Below are 19,687 nucleotides of genomic sequence, written 5' to 3' on the forward strand. Positions count from 1 at the left end.
TCATAGTGTCACCTAATCATCTATGAGGTGTATGATAACACCTCTAATCAGGTGGCCAAATTTAGTGTGCCACTACATCCCGGCCTGCTTTTTATAAAGAGCGGGATGCCGAAAAGCTAAGCTGGTATAACTACTTCAGGGATTATGATGCGACTTTAGGCCGGTATTTGCAGAGTGATCCGATAGGATTAGCGGGTGGGCTTAATACCTATGGGTATGTTGGGGGGAATCCTATAAGTTTTGTCGATACTAATGGATTGAGTAGAACATTAGGTGCGTTTTTTTTCTGCACTGGATATGCTGGCGGCAGTACTGTTAGATCATATTTAGATGTAATTGAAAGGAAAGACAGGCTGGAAGCATTGACTGACACACGTGCAAGATTAGCTGGTGAAATTCAGAAAGCTGCGACCAAAGGCACATGCTCTTCCGATGATGTTAACGGCGCTATTACAACTTTAGAAAAGACTGATGCCGTAATCCGCACAGAAATTGCAGATCTAGCGAGAAGTAGTAGTGTCTTCAGTTCATTTGCTACAGCGACAGTCGTGTGCCTGGGCGTCTCTTACAAACTCAGCAAGGGAAGATAAAAAATGAATACAACTGCATACGTAATGGTTTCATTATTTGTTATTCTTTCAATGAGTTGTTTAACCACGCTCTATATTTACCTCAAATTAAGCCAGCGCGTGGAAAAAGACCTTAGTTGCAGCAAAGAAGATGTTAACAAAATGCTTAAATCTCGGGTATATGAACCTCAGTATGAAAAGCAGTTTAAACAACTTAAGTTGTTTGCCGTATTGTGCAAAGCTAATTTGATTGTGCTTTTTATATTTGTCATTTTCTGGCAAATACATACTTATTTCTATATACGAAGTTAAGTAAAGTCAACGTTATGGAAACCCTCTTGGCAGGCCTATAAACAAAGTTAGAAATTATATGGTCGCGTTGCTTTTAGCGATGCGACCACTTAGGCCGGTATTTGCAGAGCGACCCTATAGGTTTAGCCGGTGGGTTAAATACTTATGGGTATGTTGGGGGTAATCCTCTAGTTTATACAGATTTCTATGGTCTATATCCTGGGAAAGAAATCATTGAATTTATCCCAAATGCAATTGGCGCAGATTGTGACTTCTATCGAAATTATCGACACATGCGCGAAGCCAATACCATCGGAGCGGATAAATATTTTCATTGCAAAGCTAACTGCCAAGCATCAAGCAGGGGCGTTGGTGACCGATTCGAATCTTATCTTCTTAGTGAGATAAGAGAGTTGTCAGATCAGTATTACAAAGGTGATTCAGAAATGGATTGTGATGCTGATCGTGAAGCAAATAACTACGGCCGAAAACATGGTGCGAACGCCTCGCATGGGGAATGCGCGATGATTTGCACACCATTTCGCCCAAATGGATTACCTAATCATTACTGAATGAGGTCATTATGTTTTTGTTTATTGTTGTTTTGTGTCTAATGACTGTCGGAGTTCTTGTGCTTTCAAATAAAGAGTATCGGAATTCAATGAAAGGTAAGCTATTTTTGTCTACTTCTTTGATTGTAATTGCATTTTTAGTAATTTTTATCGTGTTGTCAGACTACACAACTATTGATAAGTGCCTCGATAATGGTGGTCGATGGAATTCTTTACTTCAAGAGTGTGAATATAAGTAGTAGCACTCTGGTATCGCGGTTATGAGTGTGTCTTGAAGATCAATAGGGTCAGGAAGATCAATAGAGATAGCTAATAATCGCACAGAAAAAGGGGGCGGAGCTAATAATCGCTATACATTTGCAAGGCACTGAAATGCATAGGATTAATCTGACCCGCCTTTAATTATCTCCGCCCCCTTTTTCCGAAAGTTACAGCAAAAACACCAGCTCTAACCGGCTTAATCAGGTTACCCGGGGCAGCCAGACGCGAGTGTTTATGTATGATAACAACGGCAATGTTACCAACGAAAAGCAATTTAACGGCAGTAACTTTAGCTATGTGTACAACAGCGAAAACCGGATGGTAAAAGCCGGCACTACCGACTATCAATATAATGCGCTGGGCCAGCGGGCGTATAAAAAAGTCGGCAGTAATATCACACGCTTTATTTACAGCCCACAAGGCCAGCTATTAGCTGAAGGCACCACTAAGCAATATATTTACTTACATGACCATATTGGTGACCCTATCGCAAACTGCCGTTGCTACGAGGCGTCATCATGGCAAGAAAATTGGGAACTATGAGCCAGTAATATCGGGAAAGTAGCTAATAATGTCCATATTTTTATGAGGCACAGCAATAACATCGATAACGCTGTTTCCTATCAGGTAAAATATCACGTGCTGCCCTTGAGGGAAGCTGTAATAACCTTCATGGATGTCAGTGCGATGTTTGCCAAGCCGGGGATTTTCAGCAAGCCATTTAAAGCGCTTTTCGATCTCTTTTAAATAGTGATTACGCTGTGTTTTGCTCCACGTTGCTTCAGTGTAGCGTCCAATATTTTTCAAGTCCTCCCTGGCACGAAGGGGAACCCGGTAGTTATTACCTGTTATTTGCGGCACTAAGTTCCAGCATCCAGTTCATCTATAAGCGAATCCATAGAGAAGCTTTCGACAAAAGCACCATTGTTGGCTTGTGTTGCACCTTCGGATAAATGCGCTCGTAACGCTTCAAGTTTGCTCTTACGTTCTTCCATAGCTCGCAGAGCATCGCGAACCACTTCACTGGCAGAGCCATAACGGCCGCTGGACACTTCATTCTTAATGAACACTTCCCAATGCTCGCCTAAACTTAGACTTGTAGTTGCCAAGTGGCACCTCAGCTATATTCAAAATTAACAATTATGAATATAGTTTGTGCCCAAGTGTTACGCAAGGACTAAACCATAAGTTTTTGGTTGGCCTACTCTTCGGTTCTTGATGAGTTGGGATAAGTTAACCTAACCAAAAACAACAAAGCGTGACCCCGGGGGAGCTGGCTGGCAGCAATTAAGTGCCGGCACAGCCAGAGCATTTTATGGCGTTAACACTGATTAACTAAAGCTATTTAATCTCAACCCGTTGTGAGCGCATTACGATTTCATCGTTAAGCTCAATACCAATACCAGGCGCTTCTGATACCTGAAAAAAGCCATTTACCGGTTGCGGATCCTGAATACACAGCTCGCGGTTCCACTTTTTAATGGCATAAGTATGGTGCTCGTGAATTAAAAAGTTAGGTATTGCTGTTTCTAAGTGCAGCGATGCAGCGGTGGCCACCGGGCCGCCACAAACATGGGCCTGAATCCGCACATCAAAAATATCGGCGTAGTCACAGACTTTTTTGGTTTCGGTAAAACCGCCACACAGGCCAATATCCGGCTGCAGCACGTCGATACTCTGATCTTCCAGGTAGGGCCGCACGCCCCAGCGGTTATACAGCCGCTCACCGCCGGCAATCGGCACCGCTACTTTATCGGCGACTTTGGCATGCAAAGAATGGTTCAGGTAATTTACCGGCTCTTCAAAGTACATGCAGTCAAATTCTTTTGCTATCTCACCAATCTGAATGGCCGAGGTGGCACCTGGCAGGCTGTGGCATTCAAAAATAATGTCCACTTCATCACCTACCGCATCACGAATAGCCTGCATCCGGGCCCGGTACAGTTTCATTTCAGTGCGCGAGATAATATTGGTGCGATCGTAGTAAGTGTTGCCGTTTTTATCATACTGAATAGGGTCAACTTTTACCGCATCATAGCCCTCGGCAATGGCCTTTAGCGCCGCTTCCGCATATTGCTCGGGGTGCACCAGCGCTTTAAATTCCGGGCCCCAGTCAAATTGCAGCTGTGAGGCATAAGTACGTAATTTATCGTTAACTTTACCGCCCAGCAGCTGATAAACCGGTAAACCGAGGGCTTTACCCTTTATATCCCACAGGGCGGTGTCAATCGCGCTCATGGCCGAGTATATAACCGGACCGCCACCCAGGCCCCAGAAGCTTTCGCGCAGCATCCGTGACCAGAGCTTTTCAGTCTGAAACGGGTCGTGGCCAATTAAAAAGGCTTCAGCCATTTCTTTGATCATCGCCGCAGCGGCGCTGTGGCCTAAATCGTAAGCCAGACCGGCTTCACCGACACCGCTGATACCCTCATCGGTATGTATGCGCACAAAAACCGGGGTCCAGGCCGGACGATCCGGACAATAAATATCGAATACTTCAACGCGGGTAACTTTCATGCTGACTCCTGTTAAATCGCAAACGGTTACTGAGCAAAACCGGGATCAAGCCGGTACGCTTTACGCAGCATCGCCGGCCAGGCCAACTGCCCGCCGGTGCTGCCACTATGAACCACCTTGGCTTGCTTACTGATATTGTCGACTATCGGCTGTGGTATCGGGATAACTGGCTGACCACTGGCCTGCAGCGCCAGCTGAATTTCACAGGCGCGTTGTAAATCGTAAAAGCGCATAAAGGCATCGCCAACGGTTGGCCCTACAGTTAAACCGCCATGGTTTACCAGCAGCATATGGTTATGCTGGCCTAAATCGGCTTGGAGCCGGGCTCTTTCATCCTGGTTAACCGCCAGGCCTTCATACTGATGATACGCCAGCGAACCCAGCGAAAATAACGAATACTGGCTTAGCGCCAGTAACCCCTGTTGCTGGGTCGCTACCGCGATAGTTTCTTTGGTATGCAGGTGAATAACACAATGGGCATCGGGCCGAACTTCATGAATTGCGCTGTGAATGGTAAAACCGGCCGGATTAATTTTAAACGGCGTATCATCCAGAATATTACCCTGTAAATCGACCTTTACCAGGTTAGAGGCAGTAACTTCATCAAAGGTCAGGCCAAAGGCATTGACTAAATAATGATCGGTGCCGGGCAGCCGGGCTGATAAGTGGGTATAAATTAAATCGCCCCAGCGATGATGCTCTGCCAGGCGGTAACAGGCCGCTAAATCGAGCCGCAGCTGCCATTCCTCTGCACTGACTTTAGATTGCAAATTAAGTTTGGGTAAAGATTGCAATGCATTACCTCCGGCAACCTGCCAGCCTGCTAATAGATGTTCAGAAGTCTAAGGGACTTGGCATAGGGGATCAATGGCGTAGCTTAAATAAAGTCGGCTCAATTATGCCCCCGGCCCTTGCGCTATATCAGCTGATGTGTCAGATGCTCGCAGGCCCGGTAATAGTCTGAAGCGGCTCTCAGACAATAAGCCGCGACCAGCGGCCATAGCGGCTTTGTACCGGGCCTCTGGGAATACTGGCTGCCATAATCAGTGCGGTAGCAGCTAAACTGGCAATCATCGTGCTGGTGTTGCCCGGAATAACAAAAGCACAAATCATCAGTGCCAGCGCCAGAAACAGGTTAGTAAATCGCAGGGCACGGCCACTTTCTGCCAGGGCAATCACTGAAATGGTGACAACAAGCGCCCCCAGTAAGTGATGAGCATTTGCCATAGCACCGTCTACACCCAGCAATAGCCGGCTGAACATCAGTAATACACCCACAGCAATACAAATAAGCAAGCCCGGACAACGCCAGCGTACGCCACCGCCGAACACATCACGGATAATTTTCGTCGGGGTATCAGCAAAATCATCCCGATCCCGTCTGCCATCGTCGTCATCGGTATCACCAACAAAAAATATTCTTAATACCGATTGTCCTTGCTGACGACGGCGTTTTAAAAACTGACAGGTGGCAATCAGTTCATCCAGTGAAAACGGAATTTGCAACAGCATAACACTGGCCGCTATCAGGCAAAGGGTACACCAGGTACCCAGAATAATAGGCTGGATAATAATAAAGGTAATAGATACCACCCCCATTGGCACAATCAGAAAACCAAACAAAATCACCAGCCAGGGCATGGTACGCCAGCGGCTGCGCGAACCCGCCACCCCCACCAGAATTTCAAACAGATAAACCAGTGCGCCGGCACCGGCATCCGGTATTGGCCAGGCTTCTGACACTGATGACGTAATGATTTCCGCAGTACCGTTTTTACCATCGCCGGCAATTGCCCCGCCAAAGAATGGGTCCCATATAGTGTCGATGTGCCCCAACTGATAGGCCGCCATATAGGCAGAGATAAAAAAGCCGATAAATGCCAGAATAATAATGGGTAACCGCTGATACCAGGTGGATGGCGAATACGACCAGCCGGGCGGAATATCCGGCCCGGTCATCACCGCCACCGGCGATACTCCGGGCGCAGGGCGTAATAACACCGAGAACGCAATCACCAGCGTGCCAATAACCGTACTGTTTAAATAGACTGCGGGCTCTGGTGTCCAGAACCACAGTGGAGCAGTTAACACCCAGCAGCCAACAGCGGCACTGGCCCAGCGGGCAGCAGGTAATCGCCATGACAAAGACAATGCTGCCAGTAGCATCAGCAGTACACCTGAGATAAGGTCGCTATATATCTGAGCATCTGACTGGTAATTCAGCCGTGGTATAGAACCGATTAACCAAGCCCCCAGGCCAAAGTTAAACATCGGCCCCCACAGGTTGCGGCTGTACTCCTGACGGTACCAGCTTTCATGCCGTTTGCGCAGGGTTTCAGGATTGGAGGTAAGTTCTTCAGCTTCTTTCAGCCAGTCAGGCGGCCGAATACCATTATCCTGATACCAGGCTACCGGATCTTTTTTAAGCTGATTAACCATTTTCGGCAGCATCTCGCTGATAGAGTGGCGTGGTTGCCAGTCCAGAAGCTGGCGGGCGTGGCTGATATCCAGCGCATAATGATCAGATGCCAGTTCAATTAAAAATGGCCGGATAAACGGCTGTTCGCCGTGATCGATCGCATCGGGTACCACAGGTTCGGCTTTCAGTTGCAGCCAGGCGCCCATTTTTGCCACAGGTTGTGGCAAACTGATAGTTTGCCAGCTTTGCTCGCCATGAATTAATTTTCCAAGCTGATCCTGTAGTTCACTGTAGCTTAACGCATCGGGTTCTCCCGCAATAATTGTGCAGTCATCCGGCAAGTCTTTCCGCTTCGCTACACAACATCGGAATAACTCGTTCATATCATCCTGATGAATAAACGACTGGCCGGCTTCCAGGTTACCTGCATATAAATGAGATTTAAGATCCCGTTCATAAATGCGGGCGATCTGATGGCTAAGCGTTGGCACGGCGGTATGCTGGTTATACAGACCGGCCAGATGCAAAAATGTGCAGGGAATGCCGTTGCTATGCTGGCGAATGGTGGTTTCGGTTTCAGCTTTTGATTCGGGATAAGCCCATTTGGGGGCTATTGGTGTGGTTTCACTGACCAGCTCGCCAGGCTGAACTGGCTGGTGTACCAACATAGTCCCGGAGTAAATAAGCCGTTCTACTTTAAAATCAGCTAGTGCTACCAGCAGATTCTTAGTGCCTTTTACATTTATTTCGTCATACAGCGGTGATTTTTCACCGGTAAAATCAAAATAGGCTGCCAGATGAATGACTGCCGCGATGTGTTCGCCATATTGTTCACGAAAACGATGAAATGCCAGCGCCAGGGAGTCTGCAGAAGTCAGGTCAGCGACAAGGGTATTTTCAGCTTCATCCCTGTCCAGACCGACCACCTGATAATCCGGTCGCAGACTGTCAGCGAGGGCGGTACCAATATTGCCACCCGAACCGGTGATCAGTACCACAGGCTTCTGCCTGACTGGCTTTGCCGATGCGGAATTGTGGTTAGTATCTTGCTGCTGAGGATTAGAATGTGCGGCGTTAATAGTATGTCCTCCTGTCTGGTTGGGGTCGCTAGCAACGTTGCCGGTTACATCAACATACGGGCAGAGGGATATAACTTTAACTAACAGGTTAGTCGAATTTTGCCGGCTTAACCAAGCAGCAGGCGGAATAAAAAACACCGCCTTGCCTGAACTAAAGCGGTGTTTTGTTGTTTTGGAACAGTGCTCTGGTTAGTGCTGAGCTGCCAGAAACGTCTTAATTAAGGCGGTGGTCGAGCTGTCAAATGTGTGGCTATCGTTACCGGTAAGCGTCTGATAAATAGGGCCGGATAACTGCTTACCAAGCTCCACGCCCCACTGATCAAAACTGTTCAGTTGCCAGATAGCGCCCTGACAGAATACCTTGTGCTCATACAGGGCAATTAACGCGCCTAAATAGTAGGGGGACAACTCAGGCAGCAGCAGAGTATTGCTGGGCTTATTGCCCGGCGAAACTTTATGTGGTGCCAGGGCTTTTGCCTGTTGCTCACTCATGCCCGACGCCAGACATTCTGCTGTGGCCTCCTGCAATGTTTTTCCCTGCATTAAGGCCTGAGTCTGGGCGAAACAATGCGCGGCCAGTCTGCTATGCTGGTCTTGCAGCGGATGTTTCACTTTTAATGGCAAGATAAAATCGGCTGGCACCGCCAGGGCGCTCTGGTGTAACAGCTGATGATATGCATGCTGGCCATTGGTGCCGGCATCACCCCAGATCACCGGTGCGCTGGCATAGGGCAGGGCATGGCCGTCGCGGTCAACGCTTTTACCATTGCTCTCCATGTCCAGTTGCTGCACATAAGATGGCAGTAAGCGCAGATAGTGACTGTAAGGTAGCAACGCCTGAGCCTGGCAATGGTGGCCATTGATATACCAGATACCGAGTAACGCCATAATCACCGGCATATTTTCGGCAAAAGGCGCATTGAAAAAATGCTGATCCATCGCTTCAGCGCCTGCCAGCAGCTGCTGGAAGTTCTGGTTGCCTATCATCAGCGCGACGGGTAAGCCAATTGCTGACCAGAGTGAATAACGGCCGCCAACCCAGTCCCACATCGGTAATATATTTTTCTGCTCAATACCAAATTCGGCGGCAGCAGCAATATTGGAAGACGTGGCCCAGAAGTGGTGAGCAATCGCAGATTTATCGGCGCCATGGTCAGTGAACCATTGGCGGATGGCCAGCGCGTTTTGTTTGGTTTCTTCGGTACCAAATGATTTAGAGGCAACCACCACCAGGGTCGTGGCCGGGTTGAGGCCGCTGACAATATCGCTGACAACCGCCCCGTCAATATTGCCGGCAAAATGCAGTTTTACCGGACTGCAATGATAAGGTGTTAACGCCTCTACTGCCATTTGTGGCCCAAGCAATGAACCACCGATACCTACCCAAATCAGATCGGTAATGGCACTGCCCTGATAACCAAGATACTGTTGCTGATGCAGCGTATCGACCAATGCCGCCATTCTGGCCCGACAGTCACTGATTTGCTGGCCAATATCTTCACCGTCCAGCACCAGACCGCTGACATCCTGTTGTCGCAACCGGGTATGCCAAACGGCCCGCTGCTCGGTATTGTTAATTGCCGCACCTTGCAGCATTTGCTGGCGCAGCGTACTGATTTTACTGTCTGCGGCTAGTTGTTGCAGCGCCTGCCAACTGGTTTCATCAATCAGATTTTTTGCATAGTCCAGAGTAATGTCACAAGCCTTGACGCTATAGCGCTGGGCTCGTTTGGCGTCATTATCAAAGGCGTCACGCATATTACTACTTTGTTCGGCCAAAGCGCTCAATTGGCTCAATCGATCATTAATGCTGCCCGACATAAGGTACTCCTGTGCTATTCCCTGTGTATTCAGTGACGCCTGCAGTTACAGCTGGCCGGCAATAACCTGCTCCAGCTTGCGTTGGTCAATTGCAAATTTCCGGATCCCTTCTGCCAGCTTTTCCGTCGACATGGCATCTTCATTCAGCTGCCAGCGGAACTCACTCTCAGTTAACGCAGGTGGTTTTGCTGTTTTAGCGCCGCCATCAACCAGTTTTACATCCAGTGTACCGTTCTGCTTACTCAATTCGTCCAGCAGTGCCGGGCTGATCGTCAGCCGGTCACAACCGGCCAGCGCCAGCACTTCACCGGTATTACGGAAGCTGGCACCCATTACTACTGTCGGATAGCCGTGCTCTTTGTAAAAGTGGTAAATATCCCGCACCGACAACACGCCAGGATCGTTTTCGGCATGGTATTCCTGCTTAGTATTCGCTTTATACCAATCGAGGATCCGGCCAACAAATGGCGAAATAAGATAAGCACCCGCTTCAGCACAGGCCCGGGCCTGGGCCATATGAAACAGCAGGGTTAGGTTACACTGAATGCCCTGCTGCTCTAACTGACGAGCGGCCTGAATACCCTCCCAGGTCGAGGCAATTTTAATCAGGATCCGATCAGTGCTGACACCATTTTGCTGGTATAGTGCGACCAGTTGCAGGGCTTTAGCAACGGTTGCTTCAGTATCAAAGGATAAGCGGGCATCCACTTCGGTGGAAACCCGGCCCGGTACCAGCTTACTGATGGCGGTGCCAACATCAACGGCAAACTTATCGCAGGCCAGTTCCAGCACAGCAGTACTGCCACTGCCATGAGTTTTGGCATAATTAATCGCACTTTTCAGCATGGGCCTGGCAAAATCAAGCTGGCTGGCATTGAGTAATAAAGAGGGGTTGGTGGTGGCATCTACTGGCCGGAACTGTTCAATTGCGCCCAAATCACCACTGTCTACCACTACGGTGGTGACGGCTTTAAGTTGACTTAATAAATCACTCATATTGTTTAATTACCGTTTTTTTGAAGCATTCTAGGGTTTTTAACGAATTCAGGCAATAAATGTAGGAATATTACAACAAAATTAGTGGGTATATATCAGTTTTCTGAAAAAGCGTTGCACCGATATCACTAAATTACTATATTGCCATGGCACTATTCCGCACCATTTATGCCCAGCGTCGCAGTTTAATGATCACCTTAGCACAGGATGCAAATGATCTTACAAAGCCGGTTTTATAAAAGTAAAAAATTGTTGTTGGTTGAAGACTGTGAACCTGTGCGTGCATCGGTTAAAGGCATGCTACAACAAATAGGTTTCGAACAAATTACCGCTGTTGCTGATGCCAGTGCCGGATTGGTGCAGGCGCAAAAGCAACAGTTTGATTTTATTCTAGCGGATTTTCAGCTGGGTGATGGCAAAGATGGTAGCCAGTTTTTTACTGAATTAAAATTACAGGGTTGGCTGAAAAATGGTGCCTGCTTTGCAATAATGTCGGCCGAGCCCGTGCGCCAGCCGGTTCATGGCGTGCTGGCAGGCCAACCTGATTGCTATTTACTTAAACCTTTCAGTTATGTCGAACTGGAAAAGAAACTGGCCAAAGCGTTTCAAACGGGTATTGCCCTTAGAAAAATTTTCCAGGCGGCCGCAGCAGCAGATTACCCTGCAGCTTTAGCTCAGGCCGATGAGGTAGTAAAACAGTACCCGGCCCTTACGTTGCAAACATTAAGGTTAAAAGCTGAAGTTATGCTGGCTGCCGGCGATGGCCGCTCAGCCCTGGCCTTGTACCAATATGTCTGTGAGCAACGTGATTTCAGCTGGGCCCGACTGGGGCAGGCTATTGCGTTATTGCAGCTTGCCCGCTTTGCAGAGGCAGACGCTGCGCTGCAAGCGCTGCTAAAGCATGAAGATATTAAACCTGAGGCGTTGGCGCATCTGGTGCAACTGGCGTTGGCACAGGGTGAGTTGGCTCAAGCCAGAGACTGGGTGCTTGAGTTGTTACGCTACAATGCTACTGACAACCTATATCAGCAATATTACGGTAATTTATTACAATTGCTGGCCGACGATGCCGCCGCAACGGCTTACTGGCAGAAATTGCTGCAGCAATACCGGTTTTCTGCATTTGATCATATTGAACCTTATCTCGCGTTAGGCCGTAACCAATTAAAGGCGGCGCAAGCTGCTGATCTGGCGGGCTTCAACCTGCAGCTTAAACAGTTTTTTGATACCCTGAACAGCGTGCCGCTAAAACTACTGACAGTTGACAGTGCTGCCCGGCAAAAAATTTTGCTGGCCCATGGTTATTTGTTGCAAGGTGAAGGCGCTAAAAGCGAAGCGTTAATTGCTGAGGTGCAAGCCATTGAGTTCGAACTGCCAATCAGCAGTATGCTGGATCTGGCCTGGTACTATTTTGCCAGTAACGATAGTCAGGCCGCCAGTCAATGGCTGCAGCAAGCTACTGCTGCGGCCAACACATTAAGTAAAAGCGGTGAAGGCATGGCCAGCCTTATTGTAAAACATTTTTCCAGCATGCTTGCCAGCAGTAGCAAGCAATTAAGAGTATGGCAACAGCAAGGTAGCCAGCAGCTGCAGGAGAACAAGCCGAAAGCCGCATTACAGGCGCTGCGTAGTGCCTTTCTGTTATGCCCTGGTCACAGTGCCACCGCGCTTAGCCTGGTTCAGGTATTGGGCATTTTGCCTGGTCATAAGGCACTAAAACCGTTGGCCAGCGGCGTGTTGCAGCTGCTTAACAGTCAGGCATTATCTGCTAAAGATCGCAGCAGGTTGGCAGGCCTGACTGAACACCTGCCAGAGTTGTATCTGGAATAACGCCAGAAAAGTTACACTTTAATGAATTCGTAATACAGGTAATGTTTATGTTGATGGTTGTATCCCCGGCAAAAGATCTTGATACCAGTCCCGTTTCACTCAAACTGACTACTACTATGCCTGCGTTGCTACCGCAGGCCAATGAACTGGCGGACATTTGCAAAAAACTCAGCCCGGCAGAGCTTGGCTCACTGATGCATATCAGTGACAAACTGGCTGGTTTAAATGCCGCCCGCTTCAGTGAGTGGCACCCCGAATACACTGCTGATGAAGCCAAAGCGGCGTTGTTTATGTTTAATGGCGATGTGTATCAGGGGCTTGATGCAGCCAGCCTCAGCACAAAGCAGCTGCAGTACGCTCAGCAGCATCTACGGATTTTAAGTGGTTTATATGGTGTGCTGCGGCCGCTGGATTTAATGCTGCCGTACCGGCTGGAAATGGGCACTAAGTTAAGTAATCCTGCTGGCAAAGACCTCTATGCCTTCTGGCAGCAGCAGATTACTGACAATCTGAATGTGCAACTTGCTGAGTTGAAATCAGAGGTGTTGCTTAATCTGGCGTCGCAGGAATATTTTAAAGCGGTTAAACCCAAAGGTTTGCAAGCTAAAGTGATAACCCCGGTGTTTAAAGACTTTAAAAACGGCCAGTATAAAATTATCAGCTTTTTTGCGAAAAAGGCCCGTGGCTTAATGGCTCGCTATGTTATTCAGCAACAAATTACTGATCCCAAAGCTATTACCGGCTTTAATCTGGCTGGCTATCACTACAGTAAAGACGATTCAACGGCTGATAAACCCGTGTTTTTGCGCCAGCAACCAGAATAATTCAGTAAAGCGTTAATAAGGCGCTTAGGCTTTGCCAACATTTTTGCTAAAATAACGGCCTGTTTGTTGTTGAGCCCTTAGCATGAAATTTCCCGGCCTGCGTAAAATTAAGCATTACTTTCCTGTGTCTCAGCCTAAGCCACAACTGCCCAGCTTTGAAGTGCGGCCTGAACTGGATACTTATATCGTCGGCCTGGACCAGACTATCGTTGATGTGGTGGCCAGCGTTACTGACGATTTTCTGGCCCGCTACGATATTCAGAAAGGATTATCAAACCTGGTTGAGCATGCCAAAGCGAATGCAATTTATCAGGAACTGGTGGCTAAACAAGCAATATCTGATCACTTTGCCGGTGGCACCATAGGTAATACCATTCATAATTATTCAGTTTTAGCAGACGATAAGTCGGTACTGCTTGGCGTAATGTCAGCCAACATTGCGCTTGGCTCGCCGGCTTACCACTATGTCTGCCATACCAGTTCTAAAGTGGATATGAACCATTTGCAGGGCGTAGCGGGCGATATTGGCAGGGGTATTACCATGATTACCCCAGATGGTGAGCGAACTTTTGTTATTGACCCAAGCGATATGGATCAGCTGGAACCGGACTATATTCCAACCGATATTATTGCGGCCGCCTCAGCTTTTGTGGTTAGTGCTTATCCTTTGCGGGCCGTTGGTCAGCCCATCCAGCGAGCCATGCACAAGGCGCTGGAAGATGCCAAAGCGCATGATGTGCCTGTGGTGATGAGCCTGGGTACCCGTCATCTGGTTGAAGAGAACCGCGAACAAATCATTACTACCATTAAAAATTACGTTAATGTGCTGGCAATGAATGAACTGGAAGCCGAAGCGCTTACCGGTTTCAGCGACCCGTTAAAAGCGGCGGAAGCTATTCTGGATCACACTGATATGGTGCTGATCACTGCCGGGCCAGAGGGCTTGTATTTGTGCGGCCATACCGATGACAGTGTAAAGCGGGAAAGTAGCAATCCTATTAAGTCAGCCACCCTGGCCGATTTTAACCAGTATGAATTCAGCCGCCCCATGTTGCGAAAATACTGCGAGCAACCGTTAAAAGTGTATTCGCATATCGACCCCTATCTGGGTGGCCCGGAGCGGATTAAAAATACCAATGGTGCCGGTGATGGTGCTTTGTCGGCCATTTTGCACGATATGGCGGCTAATCACTTCCATAAACAGGTGCAGCCACTATCAGGTAAACATGAAATGCCGTATCTGGCGTACTCCAGCTTTGCTCAGATATGTAAGTATGCCAACAGGGTAAGTTATGAAATTCTGGTGCAGAATGCACCGCGCTTATCAAAAGGCCTGCCCGAGCGCGAAGATAGTTTGGAAGAAGCGTACTGGGAACGGTAAATCGCTTCACGGATAAATTTAGCGTACTGAGCTGGTGTCCCGATGCACAGCCACAGAGTGTCTGAGCAAGCCAGGGATGGCTTGCGAGTTGCTGTGGCGAGCACAGCGGGATTTCCAGCTTAGTCGCTGGAACCCGGGAGCGTACCCATTACTCACGACGACACACCGTAAATACATCCCTGTAGGCTAGTTTCCGCCCGTCCAGGGCTTCAACGGTAGTCTTAGAGTAATCCGCACTCTCCCTCAGAAAGGCTTAGCTCTGAAACACACCTTGTAACATCCTGAACGTGCCGGCGTCAGCATCCATTTCTACTGTGGCGCCGTGCGGCACAATAAACTGTTTGCTGATATGACCAATCATTGCCCCGCGGTAAGCCGGAATATTCAGCGGTTTAATATGATCATCAAAAATCTGATCCATCGTTAACCAGCCAAAGCCGCCACCTGGCCGGCAGGCTGTGCACTCACCAAAAATAAAGCCGGCAATTTTATCCAGTGCGCCCATCAGTTTTAAGGTGCTGAGCATTCGGTCTACCCGGTACGGCGCTTCTTCAACATCTTCTAAGAATAATATTTTACCAGTAAAATCAGGTAAATATGGTGAGCCTGCCAATGCTGTTAACACTGTTAAGTTACCGCCAATCAACTGGCCCTGCACTTTGCCGCCGGTAATAGTTTCTATTCTGTTCTGCCGGGGTACCAGTTCATCTTTGGCATTCAGCTCATTTTGGTAAAGCATTTGTTCACGCTGAAAAAACACCCGCTGAAACTGCTCTGCATTAAAGCTGTTCCAGCTGCCTGTACCATTTGGGCCATGAAAGGTCACCAGCCCGGTTTGGGCATTAATGGCATTGTGCAACGCAGTAATATCAGAATAACCCAGCAATACTTTGGGGTTGCGTTTAATCAGCGGGTAGTCGAGCAGTGGCAATAACCGGGCGGCACCTGAGCCGCCGCGCAGACAAATAATCGCTTTTACCTGTGGATCAGCAAACATGGCATTTATGTCGTCGGCCCGCTCTGCATCAGTGCCGGCCAGATGGCCGCGTCGGCCGTCGAGGTGTTGTCCCAGCTTTACCTTAAAGCCCAGTGCCTGCATCACTTCGCTGGCAATCTGAATATCCAGTCGCTCGTCAGTAGCTTTCGACGGGCTGACTAATGCTACTGTATCGCCCGGATTAAGTTGCTGTGGCAGAATAATATCGCGGGACAAACCGGCTGCCTGGGTTTTGCTACCTGTCGCCGCGCAGCTGCTAAGTGGCAGTAATCCCAACGGTATTACACTTAGCGCCAGTGCGCCGGACTGCAGAAATTGGCGTTTATTCATAGGTTGATGCCCCTTAGTAATAAATTATTCCTGTTTTATCGCTATTGATAGCATGCTTTTGTTAAAAATGCAGCAAACCGGCGCAAAAAACGCTGGTATGCTGCAAACAGAGGATAAATTGAGGGCGGAGACTGAGGTTATTTTTTAGGCTTTTTTTTAGCCAGCTTCTTTGCTGCCAGCTTGCCGGGCTTTTTCTTTTTCGTACTTATTTTCGCTTCTTTATGTTTCGGTCGCAGGCTGTCAATTACCCGCCTCTTAAGTTTCTGCTCGGTATAGCGCTCCACTTTGGCCACCATTGCCATGTCGTGGGCTTCAATCAGCGAAATTGCAGTGCCTTTTTTGCCGGCGCGGCCGGTGCGGCCTATCCGGTGAACATAAGTATCAGCACTGCGCGGCATATCGTAATTAATAACGTGGCTAATGTCGTCTATGTCCAGGCCGCGGGCTGCAATATCTGTGGCAATCAGCACCGGCACCTGGCCTTTACTGAAACGCTGTACTGCCTGCAACCTTTTGTCCTGCGGCATTTCACCTTGTAACCAGCAGCATTTAATGCCAGCGCTTTCCAGCTGACCGGTTAAGCTGGCCAGCCGCTCGCGGGTTTTTACAAAAACAATGGCTTTGGTTACCTCTTCCTGCTTCAGGATATGGGTTAACAAGGCCAGTTTATGCACGTTGTCATCAGCCAGGTGCAGCCACTGCAGAATTTTGGCTTTTTCCTTGCGTGACGGCACAGCTTCAATTTGCTCTGGCTCTTTTAATGCCCGCTCGGCAAAACGCTCTAATGACAAGCCTTCCAGCGTAGCAGAAAATAAAAACGTCTGACGCCGGCGCCTTGCTTCCAGCACTATCCGGTTCATTTCACCAATAAAGCCCATGTCGAGCATCCTATCGGCTTCATCCAGAATGAGCACTTCGACTTCGTCAGCCTGGAAACTTTCTTCGTCCAGATATTCGGTTAACCGGCCAGGCGTTGCCACCAGAATATCATTATTTTTTTCCAGCGTATCTTTGTGGCTGCCGTAGTTAATACCGCCGGTAATCACGCCAACATTAAGCTTGGTGTATTGTGCCAGTTGCTTAAATTCTTCATACACCTGAAACGCCAGCTCACGGGTTGGGGTCATTACCAGTACCCGGCAAAAGCCCGGGTCGCGCCGCGGGAAATCCAGTAAATACTGAATTGCCGGCAAGACAAAGGCCAGGGTTTTGCCAGTACCGGTAGGCGCACTAGCCAGTACATCACGGCCATCCAGCGCCGGCGGGATAGCCAGTTGCTGGATTAAGGTCGGCTCGGTAAAGCCAGCCTGCTCCAGTGCCTGGTTGATAGAGTCGTCGAATTGAAAATCGGCAAAGCTCATAAAAGGTGTTCCTCAGGGTCGACAGTATTCAGGTGACAAACCGGTCTGGCAGCCAGTAAACTGGGGCAGAGGTGAAAATGTCAGCTGGTTTTAAGTGTAAACAATTTTTCGTGGCCCATGATCAGTGCGCAATGAAAGTCGGGACTGATGGCTTATTGCTGGGAGCCTGGGCCAGCTTACCAGCCATGGTTTGCGGCACAACTACTGCTGCAACCGCTGCTGGAAACTCATTTTTAGATATCGGCAGCGGCAGTGGTTTAATCAGCCTGATGCTGGCGCAGCGCGCGCAAAAGGCGAAAATAACCGCCATTGAACTGGACACCGCCGCTGCGTCACAAGCTGAACTTAATTTCCGGCAAAGCCCCTTTGCCCATCGCTTGCAACTGCTAAAAGGCGATATTCTAACCTATCAGCCTGCTGAACGTTACGCTTTAATCGTTTCTAACCCGCCTTTTTTTGACAATGCACTTAAGGGCGCTGATCCAAAGCGTAATCAGGCCAGGCATACTGCAAGTTTGCCCTTACCATCATTGCTGGCAAAAGCGGCAGAACTATTAACACCAGCGGGTAGTTTTGCGTTGATCCTGCCAGAGGCAGCGGCAGAACACTTTAGCAATAAAGCTGGCCTGCACGGCTGGTTTGCCAGTGCTGTTTGTCAGGTGTACAGCAGGGCGGATAAAGCACCGATTAGGCGTTTAATGCAGTGGCAACGTCAGCCGTGCCAGCCCGTTCTGCAGCAATTGGTTATTTATTGCGATACCGGGGGGTACAGTGAGCAGTACCGGCATTTACTGCGCGATTTTTACCTTAATTTCTGATGTTTTCTGGCGATACGTTGCTTAAAGCTGTTCTGCGATCTCAGTCAGGATTTGACTGACCCAGGCGTTCAGGCGCTCGTCAGTTTGCTCATACTGGTTTTCATCATCCAGCGCCAGACCATAAAACAGCTCTCCATCCGCAGTCAGTGCTTTAGAGGCAATAAAGTCGTAGCCACTGGCAGGCCAGAAACCGATACGGTTGGGCTGTTGCCCGGCAATAGCCTCGTGCAACATGCCAACGGCATCAATAAACCATTCGGCATAACCTATTTGGTCGCCCATGCCATAAATGGCAATTGTTCTGCCGCTTAGGTCAACCTGGCTGATCTCGTCCCAGTGTGCTTCCCAGTCTTCCTGAATTTCACCGAAATCCCAGGTTGATAACCCCAGGATCAACAGTTGATAGTCGGCCATTCTGGCCAGCGGCACTGTTTTAATATTGTGTAAGTCAACAACATCTGCGCCAATTAATGCCTGAATTTTCTCTGCCACCATTTCGGTGTAGCAGGTGGTTGAGCCGTAAAATAAGCCTATTTTCATCTGAGTTCCGCCAACTGGTTCTGCGGCGCATTGTAGCAGAAGCTGATGGTGCTGCCCAAGCCAGACTATGCCCTGACGCGGCAATCGGCTAAGATAGCCACAAATTTCAGCGATACCGCCGCCAGGCCATGGACAATGAACCCGGAACATACCCAAGTGCTTGAACCGGCCGAGCAGGCCCTGATCCAGCAGTTTCTGGACCAGCTATGGCTGGAAAAAGATGTCAGCCAGCACACATTAAGTGCTTATGGCAGTGACTTAACTCAGTTTGGACGTTTTCTGGCAGGCCAACAGCGGCAATTATTAAATGCCGACAGCCAGCTGATTAATCAGTTTCTGGCTATCCGTTATCAGCAGCAACTGAGCCCGCGCAGCAGCTCCCGTATGTTAAGCAGTTTGCGGCGGTTTTACCGCCATTACCATAAAGCCGGACGCTGTAGGGTAAATCCGGTAACCGAACTGGTTAACCCGAAAATTGGCCGTAGTTTGCCGAAAACCTTGTCAGAGCAGGATGTGGAAGCGCTGTTACAGGCACCTGATTGCAATGAGCTTATTCAGTTTCGCGATAAAGCGATGCTGGAACTGCTTTATGCCTGTGGCTTAAGGGTTAGTGAGCTGATTAGCCTGACCCTGCAACAGGTAAGTGTTAATCAGGGAGTGCTGCGTGTGCTGGGTAAGGGCAATAAAGAGCGGCTGGTACCCATGGGCGAGGAAGCCCAGGACTGGCTGAGCCGTTATTTGCAGCAAGCCCGGCCCGATATTGTTAAAGGTGACAGTAATTTAGTGTTTGCCAGCAGTCGCGGCGGCCAGATGACCCGCCAAACCTTCTGGCACCGGATTAAGTTTTATGCGAAAGTAGCGGGTATTCAGGCAGCATTGTCGCCACATACTCTGCGTCATGCATTTGCCACTCATTTACTGAACCATGGTGCCGATTTACGGGTAGTACAAATGCTGCTGGGGCACAGTGATTTATCAACAACACAAATTTATACCCATGTGGCCCAGGCACGACTGCAGCGGCTGCATCAACAACATCATCCGCGTGGCTAGCAGGTATCAGCCACGCTAAATTAGGAAA

The 19,687-nt window shown here is 48.9% G+C and carries 16 protein-coding genes and 3 pseudogenes; 9 read left to right on the top strand and 10 right to left on the bottom strand.

Going from position 1 to position 19,687, the window contains the following annotated elements:
• Positions 1-107 precede the first annotated feature (107 nt).
• The 4 genes and pseudogenes from KQY15_RS19030 to KQY15_RS09780 all read left to right on the top strand — a co-directional run.
• Positions 108-590: pseudogene (locus tag KQY15_RS19030) on the top strand (RHS repeat-associated core domain-containing protein); the annotation flags it as partial.
• Between the two features lie 389 nt (positions 591-979).
• A pseudogene (locus KQY15_RS19240) lies at positions 980-1,063 on the top strand (RHS repeat-associated core domain-containing protein); the annotation flags it as partial.
• 39 nt (positions 1,064-1,102) lie between these two features.
• Positions 1,103-1,432: a hypothetical protein gene (locus KQY15_RS19035; RefSeq protein WP_308160240.1), complete on the top strand. Its 330-nt coding sequence runs from the start codon at positions 1,103-1,105 to the stop codon at positions 1,430-1,432.
• A gap of 459 nt (positions 1,433-1,891) precedes the next feature.
• A pseudogene (locus KQY15_RS09780) lies at positions 1,892-2,236 on the top strand (hypothetical protein); the annotation flags it as partial.
• On the opposite strand, the gene KQY15_RS09785 reads toward KQY15_RS09780, so the two are convergent.
• From KQY15_RS09785 to tal, 7 genes are all read right to left on the bottom strand, one after another.
• A complete protein-coding gene (locus KQY15_RS09785; protein ID WP_308160237.1) occupies positions 2,231-2,554 on the bottom strand; it encodes a type II toxin-antitoxin system RelE/ParE family toxin in 324 nt (107 codons plus the stop codon). The pseudogene KQY15_RS09780 and the gene KQY15_RS09785 sit on opposite strands and share 6 nt — an antisense overlap.
• Positions 2,554-2,802, bottom strand: a complete 249-nt coding sequence (locus KQY15_RS09790) for a type II toxin-antitoxin system ParD family antitoxin (protein WP_217669022.1) — start codon at positions 2,800-2,802, stop codon at positions 2,554-2,556. The genes KQY15_RS09785 and KQY15_RS09790 overlap by 1 nt, the downstream gene beginning before the upstream one ends.
• A 232-nt stretch (positions 2,803-3,034) precedes the next feature.
• Positions 3,035-4,210, bottom strand: coding sequence for a mandelate racemase/muconate lactonizing enzyme family protein (locus tag KQY15_RS09795; RefSeq protein WP_217669023.1), 1,176 nt, complete (start codon positions 4,208-4,210; stop codon positions 3,035-3,037).
• A gap of 26 nt (positions 4,211-4,236) precedes the next feature.
• Positions 4,237-5,004, bottom strand: coding sequence for a class II aldolase/adducin family protein (locus tag KQY15_RS09800; protein WP_217669024.1), 768 nt, complete (start codon positions 5,002-5,004; stop codon positions 4,237-4,239).
• A 178-nt stretch (positions 5,005-5,182) separates the two neighbouring features.
• Positions 5,183-7,627, bottom strand: coding sequence for a vitamin K epoxide reductase family protein (locus KQY15_RS09805; RefSeq protein WP_308160238.1), 2,445 nt, complete (start codon positions 7,625-7,627; stop codon positions 5,183-5,185).
• A 270-nt stretch (positions 7,628-7,897) separates the two neighbouring features.
• A complete protein-coding gene (gene pgi, locus KQY15_RS09810) occupies positions 7,898-9,529 on the bottom strand; it encodes a glucose-6-phosphate isomerase (protein ID WP_217669025.1) in 1,632 nt (543 codons plus the stop codon).
• Between the two features lie 45 nt (positions 9,530-9,574).
• Entirely contained in the window at positions 9,575-10,525 is a 951-nt protein-coding gene (tal, locus tag KQY15_RS09815; RefSeq protein ID WP_217669026.1) for a transaldolase, read from the bottom strand.
• A gap of 213 nt (positions 10,526-10,738) precedes the next feature.
• On the opposite strand from tal, the gene KQY15_RS09820 reads away from it, so the two are divergent.
• The 3 genes from KQY15_RS09820 (at position 10,739) to KQY15_RS09830 (ending at position 14,560) form a co-directional block, all read left to right on the top strand.
• Positions 10,739-12,355 carry a response regulator gene (locus KQY15_RS09820; protein ID WP_217669027.1) on the top strand — a complete coding sequence of 539 codons (1,617 nt, stop codon included), beginning with the start codon at positions 10,739-10,741 and terminating at the stop codon, positions 12,353-12,355.
• A gap of 47 nt (positions 12,356-12,402) precedes the next feature.
• Entirely contained in the window at positions 12,403-13,179 is a 777-nt protein-coding gene (yaaA, locus tag KQY15_RS09825; protein ID WP_217669028.1) for a peroxide stress protein YaaA, read from the top strand.
• 82 nt (positions 13,180-13,261) lie between these two features.
• A complete protein-coding gene (locus KQY15_RS09830; protein ID WP_217669029.1) occupies positions 13,262-14,560 on the top strand; it encodes an inosine/guanosine kinase in 1,299 nt (432 codons plus the stop codon).
• Positions 14,561-14,813: 253 nt separating this feature from the next.
• Here the strand turns inward: KQY15_RS09830 and KQY15_RS09835 are convergent, their stop codons facing one another.
• Both KQY15_RS09835 and srmB read right to left on the bottom strand, forming a co-directional pair.
• Positions 14,814-15,887 carry a S66 peptidase family protein gene (locus tag KQY15_RS09835; RefSeq protein WP_217669030.1) on the bottom strand — a complete coding sequence of 358 codons (1,074 nt, stop codon included), beginning with the start codon at positions 15,885-15,887 and terminating at the stop codon, positions 14,814-14,816.
• A 137-nt stretch (positions 15,888-16,024) separates the two neighbouring features.
• Complete coding sequence (gene srmB, locus KQY15_RS09840; RefSeq protein WP_217669031.1) at positions 16,025-17,248, bottom strand: ATP-dependent RNA helicase SrmB; 1,224 nt, start codon at positions 17,246-17,248, stop codon at positions 16,025-16,027.
• A gap of 131 nt (positions 17,249-17,379) precedes the next feature.
• On the opposite strand from srmB, the gene KQY15_RS09845 reads away from it, so the two are divergent.
• A complete protein-coding gene (locus KQY15_RS09845) occupies positions 17,380-18,066 on the top strand; it encodes a tRNA1(Val) (adenine(37)-N6)-methyltransferase (RefSeq protein WP_254795630.1) in 687 nt (228 codons plus the stop codon).
• A 21-nt stretch (positions 18,067-18,087) separates the two neighbouring features.
• Here KQY15_RS09845 and fldB read toward each other — a convergent pair whose 3' ends face one another.
• On the bottom strand, positions 18,088-18,606 hold the full coding sequence (gene fldB / locus KQY15_RS09850) for a flavodoxin FldB (protein ID WP_217669032.1): 519 nt from the start codon (positions 18,604-18,606) through the stop codon (positions 18,088-18,090).
• A 135-nt stretch (positions 18,607-18,741) separates the two neighbouring features.
• On the opposite strand from fldB, the gene xerD reads away from it, so the two are divergent.
• On the top strand, positions 18,742-19,659 hold the full coding sequence (gene xerD, locus KQY15_RS09855; protein WP_217669293.1) for a site-specific tyrosine recombinase XerD: 918 nt from the start codon (positions 18,742-18,744) through the stop codon (positions 19,657-19,659).
• The last annotated feature ends 28 nt before the right edge of the window (positions 19,660-19,687 follow it).

This window comes from Arsukibacterium indicum (assembly GCF_019100565.1).
Classification (GTDB): Bacteria; Pseudomonadota; Gammaproteobacteria; order Enterobacterales; family Alteromonadaceae; genus Alishewanella; species Alishewanella indicum.